At 39.1% G+C, this 19,814-nt stretch carries 17 protein-coding genes; 4 read left to right on the forward strand and 13 right to left on the reverse strand.

Translation table 11 applies throughout. The features are described 5' to 3' along the window. Positions 1–14: 14 nt before the first annotated feature. Both KO513_RS13700 and KO513_RS13705 read right to left on the reverse strand, forming a co-directional pair. Positions 15–929, reverse strand: a complete 915-nt coding sequence (locus KO513_RS13700; protein ID WP_215913827.1) for a GYDIA family GHMP kinase — start codon at positions 927–929, stop codon at positions 15–17. Beyond that, a complete protein-coding gene (locus KO513_RS13705) occupies positions 926–2,248 on the reverse strand; it encodes a hydroxymethylglutaryl-CoA reductase, degradative (protein WP_215913828.1) in 1,323 nt (440 codons plus the stop codon). Before KO513_RS13705 ends, KO513_RS13700 begins: the two co-directional genes overlap by 4 nt. 154 nt (positions 2,249–2,402) lie before the next feature. Here KO513_RS13705 and KO513_RS13710 point away from each other — a divergent pair, with 154 nt between their 5' ends. Continuing rightward, on the forward strand, positions 2,403–4,580 hold the full coding sequence (locus KO513_RS13710) for a S9 family peptidase (RefSeq protein ID WP_215913829.1): 2,178 nt from the start codon (positions 2,403–2,405) through the stop codon (positions 4,578–4,580). Between the two features lie 118 nt (positions 4,581–4,698). Then, positions 4,699–6,090 carry a peptide MFS transporter gene (locus tag KO513_RS13715; protein ID WP_215437864.1) on the forward strand — a complete coding sequence of 464 codons (1,392 nt, stop codon included), beginning with the start codon at positions 4,699–4,701 and terminating at the stop codon, positions 6,088–6,090. Positions 6,091–6,095: 5 nt separating this feature from the next. Here KO513_RS13715 and KO513_RS13720 read toward each other — a convergent pair whose 3' ends face one another. The 5 genes from KO513_RS13720 to surE all read right to left on the reverse strand — a co-directional run bounded on the left by KO513_RS13720 (position 6,096) and on the right by surE (position 11,036). Continuing rightward, the gene (locus tag KO513_RS13720; RefSeq protein WP_215913830.1) at positions 6,096–8,114 is read right to left on the reverse strand and encodes a ComEC/Rec2 family competence protein; all 2,019 of its coding nucleotides are present in this window, start codon (positions 8,112–8,114) and stop codon (positions 6,096–6,098) included. Continuing rightward, complete coding sequence (locus KO513_RS13725) at positions 8,115–8,669, reverse strand: C40 family peptidase (protein ID WP_215913831.1); 555 nt, start codon at positions 8,667–8,669, stop codon at positions 8,115–8,117. 37 nt (positions 8,670–8,706) lie between these two features. Next, entirely contained in the window at positions 8,707–9,819 is a 1,113-nt protein-coding gene (gene lpxB / locus KO513_RS13730; RefSeq protein ID WP_215913832.1) for a lipid-A-disaccharide synthase, read from the reverse strand. Positions 9,820–9,907: 88 nt separating this feature from the next. Further along, positions 9,908–10,192 (reverse strand): hypothetical protein, encoded by a 285-nt coding sequence (locus KO513_RS13735; RefSeq protein WP_215914040.1) that lies wholly within the window; start codon positions 10,190–10,192, stop codon positions 9,908–9,910. A 67-nt stretch (positions 10,193–10,259) separates the two neighbouring features. Then, complete coding sequence (surE, locus tag KO513_RS13740; protein WP_215913833.1) at positions 10,260–11,036, reverse strand: 5'/3'-nucleotidase SurE; 777 nt, start codon at positions 11,034–11,036, stop codon at positions 10,260–10,262. 192 nt (positions 11,037–11,228) lie between these two features. Between surE and KO513_RS13745 the strand changes: the two genes are divergently transcribed. Then, positions 11,229–13,370, forward strand: coding sequence for a carboxy terminal-processing peptidase (locus tag KO513_RS13745; protein WP_215437879.1), 2,142 nt, complete (start codon positions 11,229–11,231; stop codon positions 13,368–13,370). A gap of 56 nt (positions 13,371–13,426) precedes the next feature. On the opposite strand, the gene KO513_RS13750 is transcribed toward KO513_RS13745, so the two are convergent. The 4 genes from KO513_RS13750 to msrB form a co-directional block, all read right to left on the reverse strand. Further along, complete coding sequence (locus KO513_RS13750) at positions 13,427–13,927, reverse strand: peptide-methionine (S)-S-oxide reductase (RefSeq protein WP_215913834.1); 501 nt, start codon at positions 13,925–13,927, stop codon at positions 13,427–13,429. A gap of 132 nt (positions 13,928–14,059) precedes the next feature. Continuing rightward, positions 14,060–14,473, reverse strand: a complete 414-nt coding sequence (locus tag KO513_RS13755) for a DoxX family protein (RefSeq protein ID WP_215913835.1) — start codon at positions 14,471–14,473, stop codon at positions 14,060–14,062. A gap of 106 nt (positions 14,474–14,579) precedes the next feature. After that, on the reverse strand, positions 14,580–15,137 hold the full coding sequence (msrA, locus tag KO513_RS13760; protein WP_215913836.1) for a peptide-methionine (S)-S-oxide reductase MsrA: 558 nt from the start codon (positions 15,135–15,137) through the stop codon (positions 14,580–14,582). Next, on the reverse strand, positions 15,127–15,591 hold the full coding sequence (gene msrB, locus KO513_RS13765; protein WP_215913837.1) for a peptide-methionine (R)-S-oxide reductase MsrB: 465 nt from the start codon (positions 15,589–15,591) through the stop codon (positions 15,127–15,129). The genes msrA and msrB overlap by 11 nt, the downstream gene beginning before the upstream one ends. A 155-nt stretch (positions 15,592–15,746) precedes the next feature. On the opposite strand from msrB, the gene KO513_RS13770 reads away from it, so the two are divergent. Continuing rightward, positions 15,747–16,565, forward strand: coding sequence for a DNA/RNA non-specific endonuclease (locus KO513_RS13770; RefSeq protein WP_215913838.1), 819 nt, complete (start codon positions 15,747–15,749; stop codon positions 16,563–16,565). 32 nt (positions 16,566–16,597) lie between these two features. Here the strand turns inward: KO513_RS13770 and rodA are convergent, their stop codons facing one another. Together rodA and KO513_RS13780 are read right to left on the reverse strand one after the other, a co-directional pair. Next, complete coding sequence (gene rodA / locus KO513_RS13775; protein ID WP_215437896.1) at positions 16,598–17,881, reverse strand: rod shape-determining protein RodA; 1,284 nt, start codon at positions 17,879–17,881, stop codon at positions 16,598–16,600. A 3-nt stretch (positions 17,882–17,884) separates the two neighbouring features. Then, a complete protein-coding gene (locus tag KO513_RS13780; protein ID WP_215437898.1) occupies positions 17,885–19,807 on the reverse strand; it encodes a peptidoglycan D,D-transpeptidase FtsI family protein in 1,923 nt (640 codons plus the stop codon). Positions 19,808–19,814: the final 7 nt, after the last annotated feature.

Below are 19,814 nucleotides of genomic sequence, written 5' to 3' on the forward strand. Positions count from 1 at the left end.
GAAAGGCTCTTTTTTTATAGCACCATTTTATCGTAGGGAATTACCGTACGGTAGCCCTTTTTTATAAAATAATCTGGAGTGTCTTTATTGCCAATGGCAAGAATAAAATCGCCGCCCCAAGCGCCTAAACTCTTTATAGTCCCCAAGTAGTCAGGAAAAAGTTGTTGTTTTATGGTCTTGGTCTGTAATATTCGGGATAAAAGGTTTTCATGGCGTTCCAGTAGATTCCCAAAAGTTTCCAAATCTTTACTTTCCGTTATTTCTAAGGTTAATCGGGTAATACTTTCGGTGAGTTTGATATGGTCAAACTCCATTTTTCGATATTGGGCAATCCCTTCCCTACTATTTTGTTTTTTGTCTAGGTGAACAAAGAAAAGTTGTTTTTTGAATTTAGGATTGAAAGCAACCGGTTTTATTGTTGGAATTTTTTCCTTAACCTGATAGAGGATAGGACTGTTATTCTGGGCACAAGCAATATCATACCCACTTCCGGAAAAAGCATTCCACAAGAGTTGAAAAGCATCTACCTCTGCCCATTGCGCAATGTTATTTATAAGGGTTGATGATGACCCTAAACCCCAATCCCTTGGAAAATCCAATTTAGTTTCAACTTCTAGCCCTGTAGTTTTGGATAAGAAGTTAGGGTTTAATTTTTTTGCCTCTTTTAGTAAATTTAAAAGTACCGTTTCTACGGTTTCGTTTGTAACTTCTTTTTTATCAGTTGCTAATTCACCTATATCAACCGAAGTTTTGAACCAAGCTTTTCCTTCGTTGTCCAGGCTTTTCCAAATTAATTGTTGGCTTTGGGTAGGGGTTATTTTTAGCGTTTGTCCATATTTAGTAGGTATAGCAAGACCTAATGCGCCGTCTAATATGGCATATTCTCCCGTTAAGAGTAGTTTTCCGTTACTGTAGTACTCTTTTATCATTTGGTGTTCCTGAGCTTTTCAAACGCTTCTACTACGGCATTGTGGGTGGCCGGATGTTTCTTAAAATAAATGGTCAATGCTTTCTTTTCTTCTTCGGTGGCTCCCAATTGGTTCAAGATATTCAATAGGTGCATCTTCATGTGCCCTTCTTGGATACCTGTGGTGACTAGAGAGCGTACTGCGGCAAAGTTTTGTGCCAAACCGGCAACAGCAACAATCTGCATTAATTCTTTAGCGGACGGTTTACCTAATATCTCCATGGCTAATTTTACAAGAGGATGTAAACTAGTGAGTCCGCCTATAGTCCCTAAAGCCATAGGAATCTCGATCCAAAATTTAAAGGTGTCATTCTCAATGGAGGCATGGGTGAGACTGGTGTAAGAACCATCTTTGGCTGCGTAGGCATGAATACCAGCTTCTACAGCCCTAAAATCATTTCCTGTGGCCAGTACAACGGCATCTATACCGTTCATAATACCCTTATTGTGGGTAACGGCCCTATGGGGTTCTACTTTGGCTATGTTTACCGCTTGTACTATTTTTTTTGCAAATTGAAGAGATGCTTCGCTGTTTCCTATCTTCAATTCTGTAACTGGGCAGGTTACCTCGGCTTTAACTAAGCAATTAGGAACATAATTGGACAGGATGCTCATTACAATTTCAATAGCCTTTTCTTTTTCGGTAAAAAGAGAAAACGAACTCGCCTCTTCCTTAAAAGTTTTAGCAAATTGTTCTAGACAGGAATTTATGAAATTTGCGCCCATAGCATCAAGCGTCTCAAACGTGCAATGCAATTGGTAATAGTTGTCCAGGGCATTAGTTTTATCCCTCAGTTCAATGCTATTGATGCCGCCACCTCGTTTTTCCATGTTCTTGGTGATGGAGGAGGCTTCGGAAAGTAGCTTTGGTTTTATATGTGCAAAGAAAGAGATAAGGTGTTCTTTGTTGCCTTGGTATATGAAATGTACTTGACCTATTTTTTCGGTACCTAAAACTTGGGTTTTAAACCCGCCTTTTTCTAGCCAGAACTTTGCCGCTTTACTTGCTGCCGCAACTACGGAGCTTTCTTCAATGGCCATGGGAATGGCATAAAGTTTATCGTTGATTAAAAAATTTGGGGCAATTCCAAACGGAAGATAGTAATTGGTAACCGTGTTTTCTATAAACTCGTCATGCAGTTGTTGCACGTCTTCGGCTGTGTTCCAGTACCTTTTGAGTAGGCTTTTTGCTGCCTTTGGATCGGCCGTATAAGAGGCCGTTAGCCAATCTATCTTTTGCTCTTTGGTCAGTTTTGAGAATCCCTCTATGGGCTTGGTCATAACATTTGGTTTCGGTGGGTAAAGATAATGATAATGGTTTATACCTATGATTGCGATTAACCTCGATAAAACAAGGGATTTTTATGATTTAAAGTTTAATTCTTTGTAAAATTATCACTAAACTTGGGCGATTTAATCTTTTTTATAACATTCTATGCGAAAAATAGTTTTGAGTGTCTCTTTTGTATTCGCCTTTTTGGCGATTTCTTATGCGCAAAAGAAACAAGTTACAGTAGAGGCAGTATACGGAGGTGAGTTCTCAATTGAAAGGTTGGATGCCTTAAGGTCCATGAAAAACGGTAAGCAATATACCCTGTTGAATTGGGATGCAGATGGGACTACAACCATTGATAAGTTTGATTACGCTACGCAGAAAAAGGTAGAAACCATTGTTAGTTCTGATAATTTACAGGAAATAGAAGGTTTTAGCTCCTACCAATTCAGTGATGATGAGTCTCAGTTGTTATTGGCAACAGAATTAGAATCCATCTATAGACATTCAACACTGGGCATCTTTTATGTGTATGATTTAAAGACCAAAAAACTAACCAAAGTTTCAGATACAAAAATCCAAGAGCCAAAGCTGGCTCCGGACGGAACAAAGGTCGCCTACGTGGCCAAAAACAACCTCTACTTATTTGATTTGGCTTCCGGAACTTCGGAACAGCTTACGACAGATGGTCAGAAAAATTCAGTCATTAATGGTGTAACGGATTGGGTTTACGAAGAGGAGTTTGCTTTTGTCAGGGCTTTTGATTGGAATAGCAATGCCACTAAAATTGCGTTTTTGCGTTTTGATGAAACGGATGTGCCCGAATTTTCTATGGATGTTTTTGGAACGGATTTATATCCTACTCAGGAAACATTCAAATATCCTAAGGCCGGCGAGGCAAATGCCAAGGTAAGTTTGCATTTATATGATATAAAGGCTAAAACCACAGCCTCGGTAGATTTAGGGGATGCATATTACATTCCACGTATCAAATGGATGAACAACTCTAATTATTTAAGTGTGCAGGTGCTCAATAGGCACCAGAACCATTTAAAATTGTATTCCGTAGATGCTAAAAATAATGCGGCTACCGTACTTTTAGAGGAAAAGGACAAAGCGTATATAGATATTACGGATAATCTAACGTTTTTGTCGGATGATAGTTTTATCTGGACAAGCGAAAAAGACGGCTACAACCATATCTATCTTCATGATCAGGATGGTAATCTTGTAAACCAAATAACCAAGGGGCCATGGGAGGTGACCCAATACTACGGTTATGATCAGAATGAGGATAAGGTGTATTACCAATCTACTGAAAATGGCTCAATTAACCGTGGTGTATACAGTATTGAAAGCAACGGAAAGAACAAAAAGGCTTTGGTAGCACAGGAAGGCTCCAATGATGCCGATTTTAGTGCAGATTTCACTTATTTTATACACACCTATTCCAATGCAAGTACACCGCCTGTTTATATGCTGCACAAAGCTTTAAACGGGAAAAAGGTAAAGGAGATAAAAAATAACAATGCTTTAGTTGAAAAGTTGAAAGGATACGAAATTAGCGAAAAGGAATTCTCTACCATTACCATTAATGGCAATGAGCTAAATATGTATATGGTGAAGCCTAAAGATTTTGATCCAGCAAAAAAATACCCGTTGTTAATGTACCAATATAGTGGTCCAGGTTCACAGAGCGTGGTAAACCGTTGGTTGGATGCTAGGGATTTGTGGCATCAGCAATTGGTATCACAAGGTTATGTGGTTGCTTGTGTAGACGGTAGGGGAACGGGCTTTAAGGGTGCGGATTTTAAAAAGTCTACCTATCTAAATCTTGTAAAATATGAAACCGAAGACCAGATTGCAGCTGCTAAAGAATTGAGCAAGTTGCCGTATATAGACGAAAATAGAACCGGAATTTGGGGATGGAGTTTTGGAGGCCATATGTCTACCAACTGCATTTTAAAAGGAAATGATGTTTTTGAAACGGCCATTGCAGTTGCTCCGGTAACTACATGGCGCTTTTACGATACCATTTACACAGAACGTTTTTTACGTACTCCGGAGGAAAATCCGGCCGGTTATGATGAAAACTCTCCTTTGAACTATCCAGAAATGTTAAAAGGGAATTACCTGTTGGTTCATGGTTCCGGTGATGACAATGTACATGTGCAGAACTCAATGCGCATGATAGAAGCACTGGTGCAGGCCAATAAACAATTTGATTGGGCTATTTACCCAGATAAGAACCACGGCATTTATGGAGGAAATACCAGAGTGCACTTATTCAATAAAATGACTAATTTTTTACAGGAAAATTTGTTGAACCCTGAAAATTAGAAACCCAGACCAACAACAGAAGTTTACAGACTCAAGAGGTATGAAACGTTTTAAAGCGTAATTTAATCGCATCTTGAACTAGTTTTGATACAAATCCAATTAAACAAATAACATATTTATGGCAATAGTAGAAAAGGCACCGCATGAAAAGGAACTGTTCGGGCATCCGGTAGGTTTATATATTCTATTCTTTACTGAAATGTGGGAGCGGTTTTCATACTATGGGATGAGAGCTCTTTTTACCTTGTTTCTGGTAGCAGAGACTACTTCTAGCAATGCAGGTTTTGGCTGGAGTAATGATGAGGCACTTGCTCTTTATGGGTGGTATACCATGTTGGTGTATGTTTCTTCAATTCCCGGTGGATGGATTGCGGACAGGTTCTTAGGGCAAAAAAAGACCGTTATGCTCGGGGGAATACTTCTGTGTTTAGGACATGCTATTTTGGCAATGAATTCCGAGACTTCGTTTTATTTAGGGTGCTTTTTTATAATCTTAGGGGTGGGCTGTCTTAAACCCAACATATCCTCAATGGTTGGCGGACTCTACAAGCCTAAGGACGAAAGACGCGATCTAGGCTTTTATATCTTTTATATGGGTATTAACATAGGTGGTTTCCTTGCTCCAATTTTATGTGGTTATGTTGGGGAGAACATAAACTGGCACTACGGCTTTGGTTTGGCCGCTATAGGTATGTTCATGGGGCAGGCCGTTTATATTTGGGGACAGAAATATTTGACGCACGTTGGTAACCTAATTAGCAGGAACAATGCCGCTGATCGTGAAATTTTGGACAGACCTTTAACGAGTATAGAGAAGGATAGGATAAAGGTTCTCTTAATTTCGTTTCTATTGATTATTTTATTCTGGGCGGCCTTTGAACAAGCAGGTGGACTAATGAACTTATATGCCATGCAAAAAACGGATCGTAATTTCTTTGGTCTGTTTGAAATTCCAGCATCGGTTTTTCAGTCGGTGAATTCATTCTTCATTATCACTTTGGCTACTGTGGTGGGTGCCTTTTGGTTAAAATGGCGTAAGGCCGGCAAAGAGTCTTCGTCAATTTTTAAAATAGCCGTAGGTCTAATAGTTATGGCCCTTGGTTTCGGGTTTATGAGTGCAGCATCCTTGCAATATGAGGCCAACGGTTCTTCCGCTATGTATTGGTTGATATTAGCTTATTTACTTCATACTATTGGTGAGCTTTGTGCGTCTCCGGTATCGTTATCTTACATAACTAAATTGGCACCGCTTAAATATGCCTCCATTATCATGGGATTGTATTGGGCGGCAACAGGCCTTGGGAACAAAGTGGCAGGTCTAATAGGGCAGGCGTCACAATCACTGGGTGAATTTGAAATCTTTACAGGTATAGCCGTTATTTGGTCTCTAATTGGGCTTTTGGTTATCGCCATGTTAAAACCATTAAAGCGATTGGCCCATGGTGCGGAAGACGGAGAAACTAGAATTTCAGGAGGACAGGAAGATTTTGAAATAGAGAAACACGTTTAATTACGTTAATCAAAATAATAAGCTCCCTTTTCGCCTGTAGCGTGAAAAGGGAGTTTTTGTTTTAGGCAGGTTTCTTTCCATCTATTTACATAAGAAGTATAGTTGCTGCCGTCTACTATTATATTTTTTGGCTGTATGGATGAAATGACCCTTTCGAGATTTAGCTTAGGCGATTGGGTAAGAATAAGGTAATCTACGGAGGTTTCCCTTGTGGGGTAAACACCTAGACTATCAATAATTAAAACATTCTTGTTTCCCCACTTGTAACTGTTCTTAACGGTGGAGTAGGTTGTATTTGTTGTTCGTTCCGCTACACTATAATCATTTAGCATGTTCCCTACGCTAAGGGTGTCACGAGTTGCAGCAATTGTATGGTGTCCGTTTTGGTGTACTACTACCGTATTTTTGGTTTGATGTCCAGTAAATAAAATGTTCTTGCGGGCAGTTTCGTAATCCGTATAAATCGTCCATAGTTGAAACCCCACAATAAACGTTGCGAGTGCAATCGCTTTTTTAAAGTTAGGACGGGTAAGTAAAATTACGCAGCTAAAAAGTATGGTGTAGGCCAATACCATTTGAACACCATCAAAAGAGATATTTTTAAAGATAAAGGTTTCCTGTTGGGCAACCCAGTGTATAATTTGGTTCATCCAGCCGATTAGGGTATTATAGATGACTACCAGTTCACCCCATAATTGGCCAATTAGTGCCAAGAAAATAACTAAAATTCCCATCCCAAGGATAATTCCCAATGCGGGAACAATGAGTAGGTTGCTAATAAAGAACAGACCCGGAAATTGATGAAAGTAAAACAGGCTTATGGGCAATACTCCCAACTGTGCCGCAATACTAACGGACAAGAGCTGCCATATCTTCCTCACGAGCTTGTACTTTGGAAACCACAATTTTTGAAAAAGCGGGTAGAGCCAAACAATAGCCAAAACGGCAGCATAACTCATTTGAAAACCCATTTGAAAAAGAAGGTTTGGGTTGATGGCCAATAGAATAAAGAAAATGGATAAAGCCAGTATGTTAAAGGTGTTGTTCGGACGGTTTAAATACATGTTATAGGCTACAAAGGAAAACATGGTAACGGACCGCACTACGGATGCAGATAAACCAGAAAGGAAGGCAAAGCCCCAAAGCAAAAGCACGGTTAAGACCAGTTTTAAAGTTTTGCCTCTAGGCAGGCGTTCCAAAGGTTTTAGAAAAAATAGTAAAATCCATAATAGAATCCCTATGTGTAAGCCTGAAACAGCCAAAATATGAACAGCTCCTGCGTTTTTATAATCGGTATAAGTTTCTTCGGATATGTCGTTGCGCTGCCCTAGAAGCAATGCCTGAATTATGCTCAGTTCCTCTTGGCCGAAATCGGCTTTTTTAAGTTGAGAAATGATATGGGTACGGGCATTGGCTGCCATGCCGTAAATAGTGGTGGAAGGAGAGTCAAGAGTAATAAACTGGCAGCTTGTTAATCTGAATTGATGGAATATACCCAAATCCTTCAAATAATTCTTATAATTAAATTGATGTGGATTTAATGGCGCTTTTACTTCATCTATGGAGCTAAATAGTACAATCTCATCATCAACCTGAAGTTTTTTGAGCATAGAATCATTCGAAAAACTGAGCAAGACTTTTCCCTCTGCATAATTTTGGTCCAGCGCTTGCACCTTGCCAATATATCTCTCCGAATAGGAGCTAGGTTTTAGTGCCTCCGAAATTTTAATGTGCCAAATATGGTTTCCGGAAAAATCTGTATTAAGGTAGTGGTTCATTTGATTTTTTGGTTGTGACAACCCGGCAGCGAATAGACCAATACAACATGTGGTTAAAATGGCTAAGTATCCAAAACTAAGGGATTCTTTCTTTTTATCCTTGAAACGTAAAAAACCCAATAGAACTAGTAGAATAATGCAAGCAAATAGGGGAAAGCGTACATCTAGGTTTAGATAGTTTCCTGCCACAATACCCAAAATTACAACGAGTGTCAGTTTTATGGGTATGAAGCGGAGCAATTTCATTTACAGGATTCGGGTTGCTTTTATAAAGGCACTGTTCCAATATCCTTCGCGTAAGGAAGAAACTATGACACCTCTAGATGAGGAAGAATGTACAAACTTAATTTCATCGCCTTCTACGGAAACAACCATGCCTACATGGTTGATACGTTTGCTGCGTTTACTTGTTTTAAAGAAAAGTAAATCGCCTTTTTCAACATCGCGCACGCGAATATTTTTCCCCTCTTCGGCCATATGGTAAGAGGTGCGTGGTAGCTTTACATCATTTTCGCCAAAGGCAACATAAAGTAATCCGGAACAGTCCATTCCTTTTTTGGTCGTTCCGCCAAATTTGTAACGAACCCCTGAAAATTTTAATGCTGAATCTATAACATCATCAGCTTTTGAACGCTTGGCTACCGTTACGTTCCTGCTAGGTTTCTTTTCTCTTTTTGGTGCATCCATGGGCTTGGCTGCAACCGTTACTCTTCTTGGTTGGTTTTGAGCCGTTTTCTTTTTTGAGGCCCCACAACTGGCAACAAGGAAGATAATTAGAATATATAGGAGTTTGCGAAGCATGTAAATGGATACGTTTCTAGATGGACTTATACCAAAATTAAACATTTTCTATAATAAGGGTAGCGGCATTAACACTTGCTCCTCTACCGCCCAATTTTTTTTCAAGTTGGTTGTAGGCTTCAATTTGGGCCTCACGTGCAGGTCCATCAAGTATTTTATTTAATTCGGCCTTTATGTTTTTGGTGGTCAAATCGTTTTGAATAAGTTCTTTTACCACCTCTTTTTTCATAATAAGGTTCACAAGCGATATATATTCAAGGGTAATAATTCGTTTGGCAATCTGGTACGAAAGCCAATTCGCCTTATAACAAACCACTTGGGGCACCTTAAAAATAGCGGTCTCCAATGTAGCCGTTCCACTGGTAACCAAGGCTGCATGGGCAATACTTAAAAGGTCATAGGTTTTGTTGGTTACAAAATTAACGTTGGGATTTTTCAGAAAGGGCCCGTAAAAATCATGGTCAAGGCTAGGTGCTCCTGCAATTACAAATTGATAGGCCGAAAAATCTTTGATAACGGATAACATTACCGTTAGCATCTTCTGTACTTCTTGCTTTCTACTACCCGGAAGTAGCGCTATAATCGGTTTTTTTGAATCTAATTTATGCTGCTGGCGGAATTGCAGCTCATCAACCGGAATTCTATTTTCAATGGCATCAATAAGTGGATGCCCCACAAAATTTACTGGGTAATTGTGTTTCTTTTCGTAGAACTCTTTTTCAAAAGGAAGAATAACATGCATGGCATCAATATCTCTTTTGATGTCTTTTATACGTCCTTCCCTTGAGGCCCATATTTGCGGAGATATATAGTAATTTGTTCTAAATCCTTGTTCTTTGGCCCATTTGGCAATACGGAGATTAAAGCCGGAGTAATCAATAAAAACAATAACATCTGGCTGAAACTGTTGAATATCCGTCTTACAGAATTTAATAGCTTTGGCAATTGTACCTAAATTCATAAGGACTTCCAGAAAGCCCATAAAGGCCATTTCTTTGTAATGTTTTATCAAAGTTCCTCCTGCCTGTTGCATAAGGTCACCTCCCCAAAAGCGAATATTGGCATCTGGGTCTTTGGTGATTAGGGCTTTCATAAGGTTGGAGCCGTGGAGGTCTCCAGACGCTTCGCCTGCTATTATATAATACTTCATTACAAATTAATACAGTTTATACCTTGCCCTTTTAAAAGGAGAACTCGGTTAGGGCAAAATTCGTATGTTCTTTACCGTTAATTTACGGCTAAAAGATTTTATAGTACAAAATGGCCAATGCGGTTAAAAGTGTAGCAATAAGAACACCTTTAGCCCTGTTGTCTCTACGGATTCTTAAAAAGCCAAAAAAAGCGATAAGGTTAAGAATAGCTCCCAAGGCCAAAAGACTGCCAATATGACCTTGTTCTATAGCTGCTTCAAAAGTTTCGGCAATACCAAAGTCCGAAAATAATAAGATATAGAGCAAAGTGCCAATGGTATTGGCAATTATACCTACTAAAAATCCTATGGCAAGCTCTTTTTTAACGTTCATAATTTTTAAGTTCATTCAATCCTGTTTGGTACTGTAAAGTTATATTTCTTTAAGAAACGAATTTTAGTTACTCAAATTGCCAACCATTCAGTTGCTGGATTGCATGATGGGCCGTAAGGTCAAATTGGGTAGGTACAACGGATACGTAATTGTTGGCCAAGGCCCATTCATCCGTGTCTTCGCCTTTGTCCAATAGTTCAAATTCACCGGTTAGCCAGTAATAATCCTTTCCACCTGGGCTGGTGCGTTTGTCAAATTTCTCTTTCCAGTTGGCACGTGCCTGTCTGCAAACTTTTATTCCTTTGATATCCTCTTTTTGGGCCTTAGGAATATTAACGTTCAGTACTACGCCTTTTGGAATGCCATTGGCCAAGGATTCGCTAACTATTTTTTTGATGATATGCCCTGCTTGCTTAAAATCTGCATGCCACGAGTAATCGCATAAAGAAAAACCTATGGCAGGTATGCCCTCTATGCCGGCCTCAATAGCAGCGCTCATGGTACCCGAATATATAACGTTTATAGACGAGTTGGATCCGTGGTTGATACCGCTAACACAAATATCCGGTTTACGGTCCAATAATTCCTGAAGAGCCATTTTTACACAATCTGCAGGTGTACCGCTGCAACTGTATTCAATAGGGGCACCATTTTTTTTGTCTACCACAATTTTATTGGCATACAGCGTATTGTCTATGGTAATTGCGTGTCCTTGGCCAGATTGCGGTCCGTTTGGAGCAACTACTACAACATCGCCAAGTTCTTTCATATACTTAATCAAAGCACGTATACCTGGAGCTGTAATTCCGTCATCGTTAGTTACTAAGATCAAAGGTTTTTTCATGCTGAATACTTTATAGGGCAAAAATACGTTTACAGAACACAACGACCTAAGTTCGTTTAACAAAAAATTAGTGTATCCCCTCTAAAGGTGGCATGGTTTTTTCAGTATCTTAGGGAATTCATTACTTTTAAGTGTGAAAATCTCAATCTTCCCCAAGATTGGTTATTTTAAAAAATTTCGAAAAAAAAATATATGAAAAGGAATCTTGCCTATTCTCTTTTGGTAATGCTTATATCTGTTGCTTCGTGCAGTTTTACCAACAAATCTTTTGAAACTGACGATAAAGATAAACTGCTTTTAGACCTTATTACTTATGTATTGGAAAAGGGACATTATGAACCCAAGAATATTGATGACGATTTTTCGGTAAGTGTTTTTGAGGATTTTATTGATGTTTTGGATCCGACCAAAAGATATTTTTTGGAAGAGGACGTCAAAGAATTTGAGCAGTACAAGTTTCAGTTGGACGATCAAATCAAAAGTACGGATATCACATTTTTCAATCTAGTGTATGATAGATTGGTACAACGTATGGAGGAAGCAAAGGTTATCTATAAAGAGGTGCTTGAGAAGCCTTTTGATTACAATAAAAACGAAACCATAAATATCGATTACGAGAAAATGAGTTTCGCTACTTCTAAAAAAGAATTGAAGGAACGTTGGAGGCAACAACTTAAATATGCAACTCTAGGAACGTATGACTCTAAAATGAAAGGCGTTGAAAGAGGAGATGTCGTTGAGGAAAAAGAAGGTGCGAGTGCTAAGCCAATGACACCTAAAGATGCTGAAAAGGCAGCTAGGGTTTCTACCAAAAAAACACTGGATGAATTTTTTGATTTTGTAAATGATTTGGAACGTAAGGATTGGTTCGTTCAATATATAAACACTATTGTAGACGAATTTGACCCGCATACGTACTATTTTGCTCCGGATGAAAAAGATAAGTTTGATACGAGCATGTCCGGTAAATTTGAAGGTATTGGCGCACGTTTGCAGAAAAAACCAGAGGGTGCTAAGATTGTAGATATCATTTCCGGTGGTCCGGTATGGCGTGATGCCCGATTGGAAGTTGGAGACCAAATCATAAAAGTAGGTCAAGAAGGAGAAGAGCCTATCAATATTGTAGGTATGCGTTTGGATGATGCCATTAAACTGATAAAAGGCCCAAAAGGTACCATAGTTGAACTTACCGTGCGTAAGATAGATGGGTCTTTGGATACTGTAGAGCTTACTAGAGATGTGGTTGAGCTGGAAGAGTCTTTCGCCAAATCGGCAAGTATTATTAAGAGCGATGAAAAGTTTGGAATAATAGATTTACCTAAATTCTATGTAGATTTTGATGATTATACCGAAAGAAATGCAGCTACCGATGTAGCTAAGGAGGTAGAGCGTTTAAAAGAAGAAGGTGCCGAAGGTCTTATCATAGATCTAAGGGATAACGGTGGAGGATCGTTAAAGACCGTTGTTGAAATGGCCGGTCTTTTTATTAAAGATGGCCCAATTGTTCAGGTGCGTTCTTCAGGAAAAGGTAAGGATGTGTATGATGATAAAGATGAGCGTATTCAATGGGACGGCCCACTTGTTATACTTGTAAACGAACTATCCGCTTCCGCCTCGGAAATTTTGGCGGCAGCTATGCAAGACTATAAAAGGGCTATTGTTATTGGTAGCAAACAGACCTTTGGAAAAGGAACCGTACAGAACGTAATTCCTTTGGACAACATAGTTAGAAGTAACGATCACGGAGATCTAGGAGCTATTAAGTTAACCACCCAGAAGTTCTACCGTATTAACGGTGGTTCTACCCAATTGGAAGGTGTTAAGAGTGATGTTGTGGTTCCGGACAAGTACAGCTATATAGATCTTGGTGAGAGAGATCAAGCCAATCCTTTAAAATGGGATAAAATTTCTCCGGCGGATTACAAGCCTTGGGAAGGGTATATTGATTACGATCAGACCATTGCCAACAGTACTAAGAGAATGGCAAATAATCCACAGATCAAGCTAATTGAGGAAAACGCTAAATGGTTGAAGTCCGAAAGTGATGAGATGGAGATTTCTTTGAACTATGATGCTTATCGTGCAGACGAGAAGGAACACAAGAAAAAGTCCGATTACTTTAAGGCAATCAATGAATATGATTCTAAGTTGACTTTTGCTTCCTTAAAGTATGAAGAAGAGTTGTTCGTCAAAGATTCTGTGTTACGTGAAAAACGTGACAGATGGCATAAAGCTTTGGCTAAGGATGTTTATGTAGAGGAAGCTGTAAATGTACTTGAAGATTTAAAGAACAATAAAATTGAACACGGCAAACTGGCCGCAGTAAAAGGATAGAAAAAATATACTTATATAGAATAAGCCCTGATGCATTTGTGTCAGGGCTTTTTTATTTAGAGGTTCGCAATTGAATTTGCCTTTGCGTGTATACTGAACTTCTTAAAGAGCAGTTTAATTTTTGGGTTTATATAATTTTGACAAAACGGTTTCTCAGGGTTGCGGTAGTAGTAATTTTGAAATGCAACCGTAGAGGGTTTAAAGGAATCGAAAGGAAGTACGTTCGTAATGAGTCTATCCTTAAAATCTACTTGCAGTTCGTTTAAGATGGCATTCGCTTCGTGCAACTGCCGGTCAGAAAACGTATAGATAGCAGACCTATATTTGGAACGCATGCTATGGTTAGATGTGCTTTTGTGGGTGTGCAGATGTATTTCTACTAAGTCTTTTAAAGTAATGACACTAGGGTTAAAGCGAACCACGACTGCTTCGGAGAAACTAGTATGTATCCCCGTAGATGATACAAAACCTTGTTCAACTTTGTCAACATCCTTTAAAGACTGAAATACTGCTTCCGTACACCAATGGCAACCACCACCTAAAGCTATCTTTTCCATAGTAATTATAGTAATTAATGTCTATAAGTTTAGTCGTAAAATATGATTAGGACTTGCGGTGGCACTAAAATAAAAAGACCTGCTGTTTAGCAGGTCTTTTAAGTCGCAATAAATAAAGCTGTAGCGCCCAAATCATGCTACAGTTTTTAGCGTAGGTTTAGTATGTGTGTCTTCAGTTGCAGATGTAGCCTGCTCATTAAGTTTTTTATTTTGTACGAATGTTACGTAAAGGGCAATAATACAGAATACGGCCGGGGCGCCATTTCCATCTTTTACCATTAGATGTGCTATTATACCAAATGCAAGATTTAAGAAAAAGCCGGCATAGGCCCATTCTCTTATCCAAGAGCTTTTATTAAAAATAAGAACGGAAAGACCTAGTAATTGAGCCGTTCCCAATGCAAATATTAAATAAGGAGGGTAGCCTAAATCTTCAAATTTCATAACTACGGCTTCGTAATTAAAAAAGGAGTTGGCTACGGCATATACGATGGCCAATGAAAATAAAGAAAGGGCAATACGGTAGTAAAGTTGTGTGGTTTTCATAGAAATGGGTTTTAAGATTGTGAGGTAAAATTACTTTCTTAAAACCCATTTTTTTTAATTTGAAAGACCAATTACGGTTTCCTGTAGATTAGCTGCGCTAAATTGGTTACGAGCTAGTTAGCGGCTGTTTTAACTTATCGGCATGCATTTGTCTTAGTTTTGCCAGTTTCGGTGTAATTACTGCGCTACAATAACCCTGTGTGGTGTTATTACGGTAATAATCTTGATGATAGTCTTCGGCATCGTGAAATACGGATAGCGGACTCAACTCTGTAACAATAGGGTCTTCAAAATAAGATGCCAACTCTTTAATTACGGTTTCGGCAACTTCCTTTTGCGTATCGTTATGGTAATAAATTACGGAACGGTATTGTGTTCCAACATCTCCCCCTTGGCGATTAAGTGAAGTAGGGTCATGACTGGTCATGAACACAATCAGTAAATCTTGATATGAAATTACCGAAGGGTCAAAAGTAACCTGAACCGCCTCTGCATGACCTGTAAGGCCTGAGCAGACTTCTTTATATGTTGGTTTTCCGGGAGCGGTACCGCCCGTGTAACCAGATACTAGTTTCGCAACTCCTTTTAATTCTTGCAGGACAGCTTCTATACACCAAAAGCATCCGCCGCCAAGTGTGGCTATTTCTAGATTTTTATTGCTCATTTTTAAGACTTTCTTTTTGTAATTGCATAGATTCTGAATTAATACAGTAGCGTAATCCGCTAGGTTCGGGCCCGTCGGGGAAAATGTGTCCTAGATGTGCATCACAAGTATTGCACATGACCTCTACGCGTACCATACCAAATGAGGAATCCTTCTCATATTTAATAGCATTTTCTTTTATAGGCTGAGTAAAACTGGGCCAACCTGTACCCGATTCGAATTTAATGGTAGAATCGAACAGCGGTGCATTGCAACAGATGCAGTTGTATTTGCCTGCATCATGCGCACTACAAAGTGCACCGGTGTGTGCCCGTTCAGTGCCCTTCATTCGGGTAATCCTGAATTGTTCCGGGGTAAGGAGTTCATGCCATTCTGCCTCGGTCTTCTCTACTCTTCTGTCCGGCTGAGGATTCCCTTTAACGCTAAAATTGATTACATCTTTCCATGTAAGCATAGTTTTCCTTTCTTTTAAACTAATTGTTCATTGAATTAGATAATACAAAATAAATACATTGCATTGTATGAAATGTGCTTATTTGTCGAATTTTTTAGCGTTTACTTACATTTAAGCTAGTTCAACACCTATTGATTTTATAGTACATTTGAAGAATGAATAAGACTCAAAAGAATAAGCTCATCTACTCTGTTCTAATGTTGGTTTGTATAGGTGCTTTTTGGTTATTCGAAAATTTTTATACACCGAATACCTATTCGCAGCAAACCGAAAATGGACCAAAAACCACCATAGCCGGTACCCTTATGCCCAGTTCAACAACAGGAGATGTGGTTGAGCACAGTCATTATACACTATCGTATAATGAACCTTATGAGCAAGCGGAATGGGTGGCGTACACATTAAAGAAAGAACATTTGACCTATGATGACCGTAAACGACCTTATTTTATTGAGGATCCCAAGGTAAGAACAAAATCTGCAGATTGGAGAAATTATAAGGGTTCCGGTTATGATAGAGGGCATTTATGCCCGGCGGGAGATAGAAGATTCTCCAAGCAGGCCTATAATGAAACATTTTACACGAGTAATATTAGTCCTCAAAATCGCGAATTTAACGCGGGAGTATGGAATGAACTGGAGATGCAAGTGCGAATGTGGGCCAAACAATACGGAGAGATTTTTGTGGTTACGGCTGGAGTTTTGGAAAAAGGCTTGGAAGAGATAGGGGATGAAGATGTGGATGTGCCTAAATATTATTACAAAATTATATCTCGTGGAGCTGGGGAGAACCTAAAGGTGCTAGCTTTTTTGATGGAAGGAAAGCAGAGCACGAAACCTTTAAAACAATTTAGTGTTTCTGTTGATGAGGTAGAAAAACGAACAGGTGTCGATTTTTTTGAAAAGCTTCCTAAACAACTTCAGGTTAAAGTAGAAAGTACGGTAGATACTAGCAGTTGGAAGTTTAAATTCTAAGATGTGCTATTCTTCTTTATCGTTGCTATATTCTAAATACCTTCCTTAAGGCGGTTGGCATCTAACTTTAAGAAAATAAATAGGAGGGCCGTAAAAAACAATAGCCCTGATCCACCATAACTAAAGAAGGGTAGGGGAATACCAATTGTTGGAAGTACACCTATTACCATACCAATATTTATAAAATAATGTATGAGTAGAATAGAAATTACCCCATAACCATACATTCGGGCAAAACCGGTTTTCTGTCTTTCTGAAAGATAAACAAGTCGTAATAATAAAAAAGTAAAGAGAAGTACCACTGTTGCCGTTCCCAGGAAACCCCATTCTTCACCAACGGTACTAAAAATATAATCTGTATGCTGTTCAGGTACAAAATCACCTTTGGTTCGTGTTCCTTCTAAAAAGCCTTTGCCAAAAAAACCGCCGGATTCAATGGCTTTTTCAGATTGATACGTGTTGTAGCCAATGGTTTTTCTAATGTGTTCCAGTTTGGCAGGGTCCTTTTCAAGACGTAACCAAAGACTGAACCGGTCACGGTGGCGTTGCTCAAAAACGTTGTTAAAAACAAAATCAACGGAAAGGGAAAACAGAATGGTTACAACAACAGCTATTGCGGTAGGTATTATTGGAACTTTAAATTTTTTCTTTTTTAATAGGAAGAAAAGTATCAAGATCAAAGCAATGCCTATGGTAATCCAAATGGTACCGAACATTAAGGTTGTTACGAAAATAAGGATGGCAAAAAAGGCAATCCCTAGATAGTAGATAGGTAGGCCTTCCCTGAAAATCACAAAACTTAAAGAGAAAAAGACTAGTGCACTACCCGGGTCAGGTTGAGGTATAATCAATATAGCCGGAATTAAAATAATCAAGAAGGCGTAGAGCTGATCTTTATTTCGTTTTATATCGGTCTGTATATCACTTAAGTATTTGGCCAAGGCCAAGGCTGTTGCTACTTTTGCCAGCTCGGATGGCTGAAGGTTAAAAAAGCCCAAATCATACCATGAGGTAGCTCCTGCTATGGTTTTCCCAAAGACAAATAAGCCCAGTAGTAGTACCATTGATATGATATAGAGTACACTGGAGAACCGTTCATAGAAGTTGGCCTCAAGAGCAAGGAGGATTACAATAGATGCAAAACTGGTAAGTATAAAGAAAAGTTGCTTGCCATGTAATGTTCCAAAATCAAATATGGAAGAATCACTTTCCGAAAAAGTACTTGAATAAATGTTTACCCAACCTATGGTCAGAAGTAGTACGTAAAATAGAACAGAAAGCCAATCAATACGTTTAAGGACACTTTTACCGGCCATATGCTATTGTTCTGATTGGGTTGCTTGTTCTTGGTACTTTATAGAATGCTTGCTCCAATCGTATTCGTTTATTTTAAATTCTTTGCCACTATATGGTTTAGCGTATTCACTTTCCAAAGTTCGCTCTAGCATTCTTTTTTCCAGGTCTTTTCTGGTGATTTCGCCTTTAAGGTATTTTTCAATCATCAAAGAGGCAATATGTCCGGCGTACCTAGATCCGTAGTATCCGTTTTGAATGTATACGGCTATGGCAATTTTGGGGTTTTCTACTGGGGCAAAGGCCACAAAAACCGAGTTGTCCGTTAATTGGGTCTTGACGCTATCTATTTTTATAAAATTCTCTACGGTACCAGTCTTTCCTGCAATTTCAATATCCGGTATTTGTATGTATTGTGCCGTTCCTTTGTGATAAACGTCTGCCATACCTTGAATTACAGGTTCAAAATGTCGCTTATCAATAGTAGTGTGCTTTGGCTCTACAAAATCTGGAATACTTATTTCTTTGCCGTCTATTTTTTTAAGAACATGGGGCGTATAGAAAAAGCCTCTGTTGGCTATAGCAGCGGTCATGTTGGCCAACTGTATTGGTGTAACGTTTACCTCTCCTTGTCCAATGGCATTGGAGTAGGTGGTAGTGGCAGACCATCTTTTGTCTCCTTCTCCATACCATTTATTGTACAGGGCGGTACTGGGAACACTACCAGGCCTTCCCGTGTAAAGGTCGGAGCCTAGATAAGACCCTAGTCCAAAACTTCTAACATGCTTCTCCCAGGCATCCATAGCGTCGCTATTGGATGGGAATTGTTCAAATAATTTTTTATAGGCACCTACAAAATAAGCGTTGCATGATTTGTAGATTCCGTTGTTCAACGTTCTTACGCCGCCACCACAGTGACAGCCCTTTTTACTTCTGCCGATAAAAAAGCCGTGGTGACAAGTAAATGTAGTAGATGGTGTAATGGCTCCTTCTTGCAATGCAATTAAAGCATTAATGGCCTTGAATGGAGAACCTGGACTTTTTTCAAATGAAATAGATCTGTCAAACGTTGGTTTGGAGATTGAATCGTAGTGTAGTTTGCTGTAATTTGCGGACCTTTTTCTCCCTACCAAAAGAGATGGGTCATAGGTAGGCCCTGAAATCATGGACAATATTTCTCCGGAAGACGGTTCAATGGCGACAATACCGCCCCATTTTCCGTGCATAAGGCGCTCTCCATACTCTTGAAGATGCTTGTCTATAGTAATATTTATTTCAAAACCTTGTTCCGGTAGGGTGTCCAAGGTTCCATTTTTGTAGGGTCCAATATCTCTGTTGAACCTATCTTTTTGAATGTATTGTACGCCTTTTCTTCCTCTTAAAATATCTTCATATACTTTTTCTACACCTGTACGGCCGGTAAGTTCACCCTGTACGTAATAGGGGTTTTTTGCCAAATCACGTTCGTTTACTTCACTAATGTAACCCAATACGTTTGCGGCACTATTGGTATCATAATAACGTAGCGAACGTTTTTGGATGTAGAAACCGGCATAGTGGCGCATTTTCTCCTGAAGTTTTGCGTAATCTTCTTTGGAGAGTTGAGGAACAAAAACTGAAGGAAGTCGCGGCGAATAAATGGTAGCTTTGCGTAGTTCCTTTTTAAATTTTTCTTTATCTATTTTTAGGAGTCCACAAAGTTCCAATGTGTCTAGCTCACGAACCTCACGAGGTATGACCATGACATCATAAGCTGGATCGTTACCTACTAAAAGCTCCCCATTTCTATCGTAAATATAACCGCGCTCAGGATAATCATATACCCGTTTTATTGCGGGGTCTTCTAAAACTTGATCAGGGGAAAAGCTGAATATCTGCAGATAGGAAAGCCTGCCGAGAAACGTAATACCAATAATTACGATAATGGATGATAATAACAGCTTTTTCATCTTAGAT

It is taken from the genome of Zobellia sp. B3R18 (genome assembly GCF_018860715.1).
Lineage (GTDB): Bacteria > Bacteroidota > Bacteroidia > Flavobacteriales > Flavobacteriaceae > Zobellia > Zobellia russellii.

Coding starts and splice junctions, on each gene's coding strand:
- KO513_RS13700 (WP_215913827.1), bottom strand. CDS start 929: ATGATAAAAGAGTACTACAGTAACGGAAAACTACTCTTAACGGGAGAA.
- KO513_RS13705 (WP_215913828.1), bottom strand. CDS start 2,248: ATGACCAAGCCCATAGAGGGATTCTCAAAACTGACCAAAGAGCAAAAG.
- KO513_RS13710 (WP_215913829.1), top strand. CDS start 2,403: ATGCGAAAAATAGTTTTGAGTGTCTCTTTTGTATTCGCCTTTTTGGCG.
- KO513_RS13715 (WP_215437864.1), top strand. CDS start 4,699: ATGGCAATAGTAGAAAAGGCACCGCATGAAAAGGAACTGTTCGGGCAT.
- KO513_RS13720 (WP_215913830.1), bottom strand. CDS start 8,114: ATGAAATTGCTCCGCTTCATACCCATAAAACTGACACTCGTTGTAATT.
- KO513_RS13725 (WP_215913831.1), bottom strand. CDS start 8,669: ATGCTTCGCAAACTCCTATATATTCTAATTATCTTCCTTGTTGCCAGT.
- lpxB (WP_215913832.1), bottom strand. CDS start 9,819: ATGAAGTATTATATAATAGCAGGCGAAGCGTCTGGAGACCTCCACGGC.
- KO513_RS13735 (WP_215914040.1), bottom strand. CDS start 10,192: ATGAACGTTAAAAAAGAGCTTGCCATAGGATTTTTAGTAGGTATAATT.
- surE (WP_215913833.1), bottom strand. CDS start 11,036: ATGAAAAAACCTTTGATCTTAGTAACTAACGATGACGGAATTACAGCT.
- KO513_RS13745 (WP_215437879.1), top strand. CDS start 11,229: ATGAAAAGGAATCTTGCCTATTCTCTTTTGGTAATGCTTATATCTGTT.
- KO513_RS13750 (WP_215913834.1), bottom strand. CDS start 13,927: ATGGAAAAGATAGCTTTAGGTGGTGGTTGCCATTGGTGTACGGAAGCA.
- KO513_RS13755 (WP_215913835.1), bottom strand. CDS start 14,473: ATGAAAACCACACAACTTTACTACCGTATTGCCCTTTCTTTATTTTCA.
- msrA (WP_215913836.1), bottom strand. CDS start 15,137: ATGAGCAATAAAAATCTAGAAATAGCCACACTTGGCGGCGGATGCTTT.
- msrB (WP_215913837.1), bottom strand. CDS start 15,591: ATGCTTACATGGAAAGATGTAATCAATTTTAGCGTTAAAGGGAATCCT.
- KO513_RS13770 (WP_215913838.1), top strand. CDS start 15,747: ATGAATAAGACTCAAAAGAATAAGCTCATCTACTCTGTTCTAATGTTG.
- rodA (WP_215437896.1), bottom strand. CDS start 17,881: ATGGCCGGTAAAAGTGTCCTTAAACGTATTGATTGGCTTTCTGTTCTA.
- KO513_RS13780 (WP_215437898.1), bottom strand. CDS start 19,807: ATGAAAAAGCTGTTATTATCATCCATTATCGTAATTATTGGTATTACG.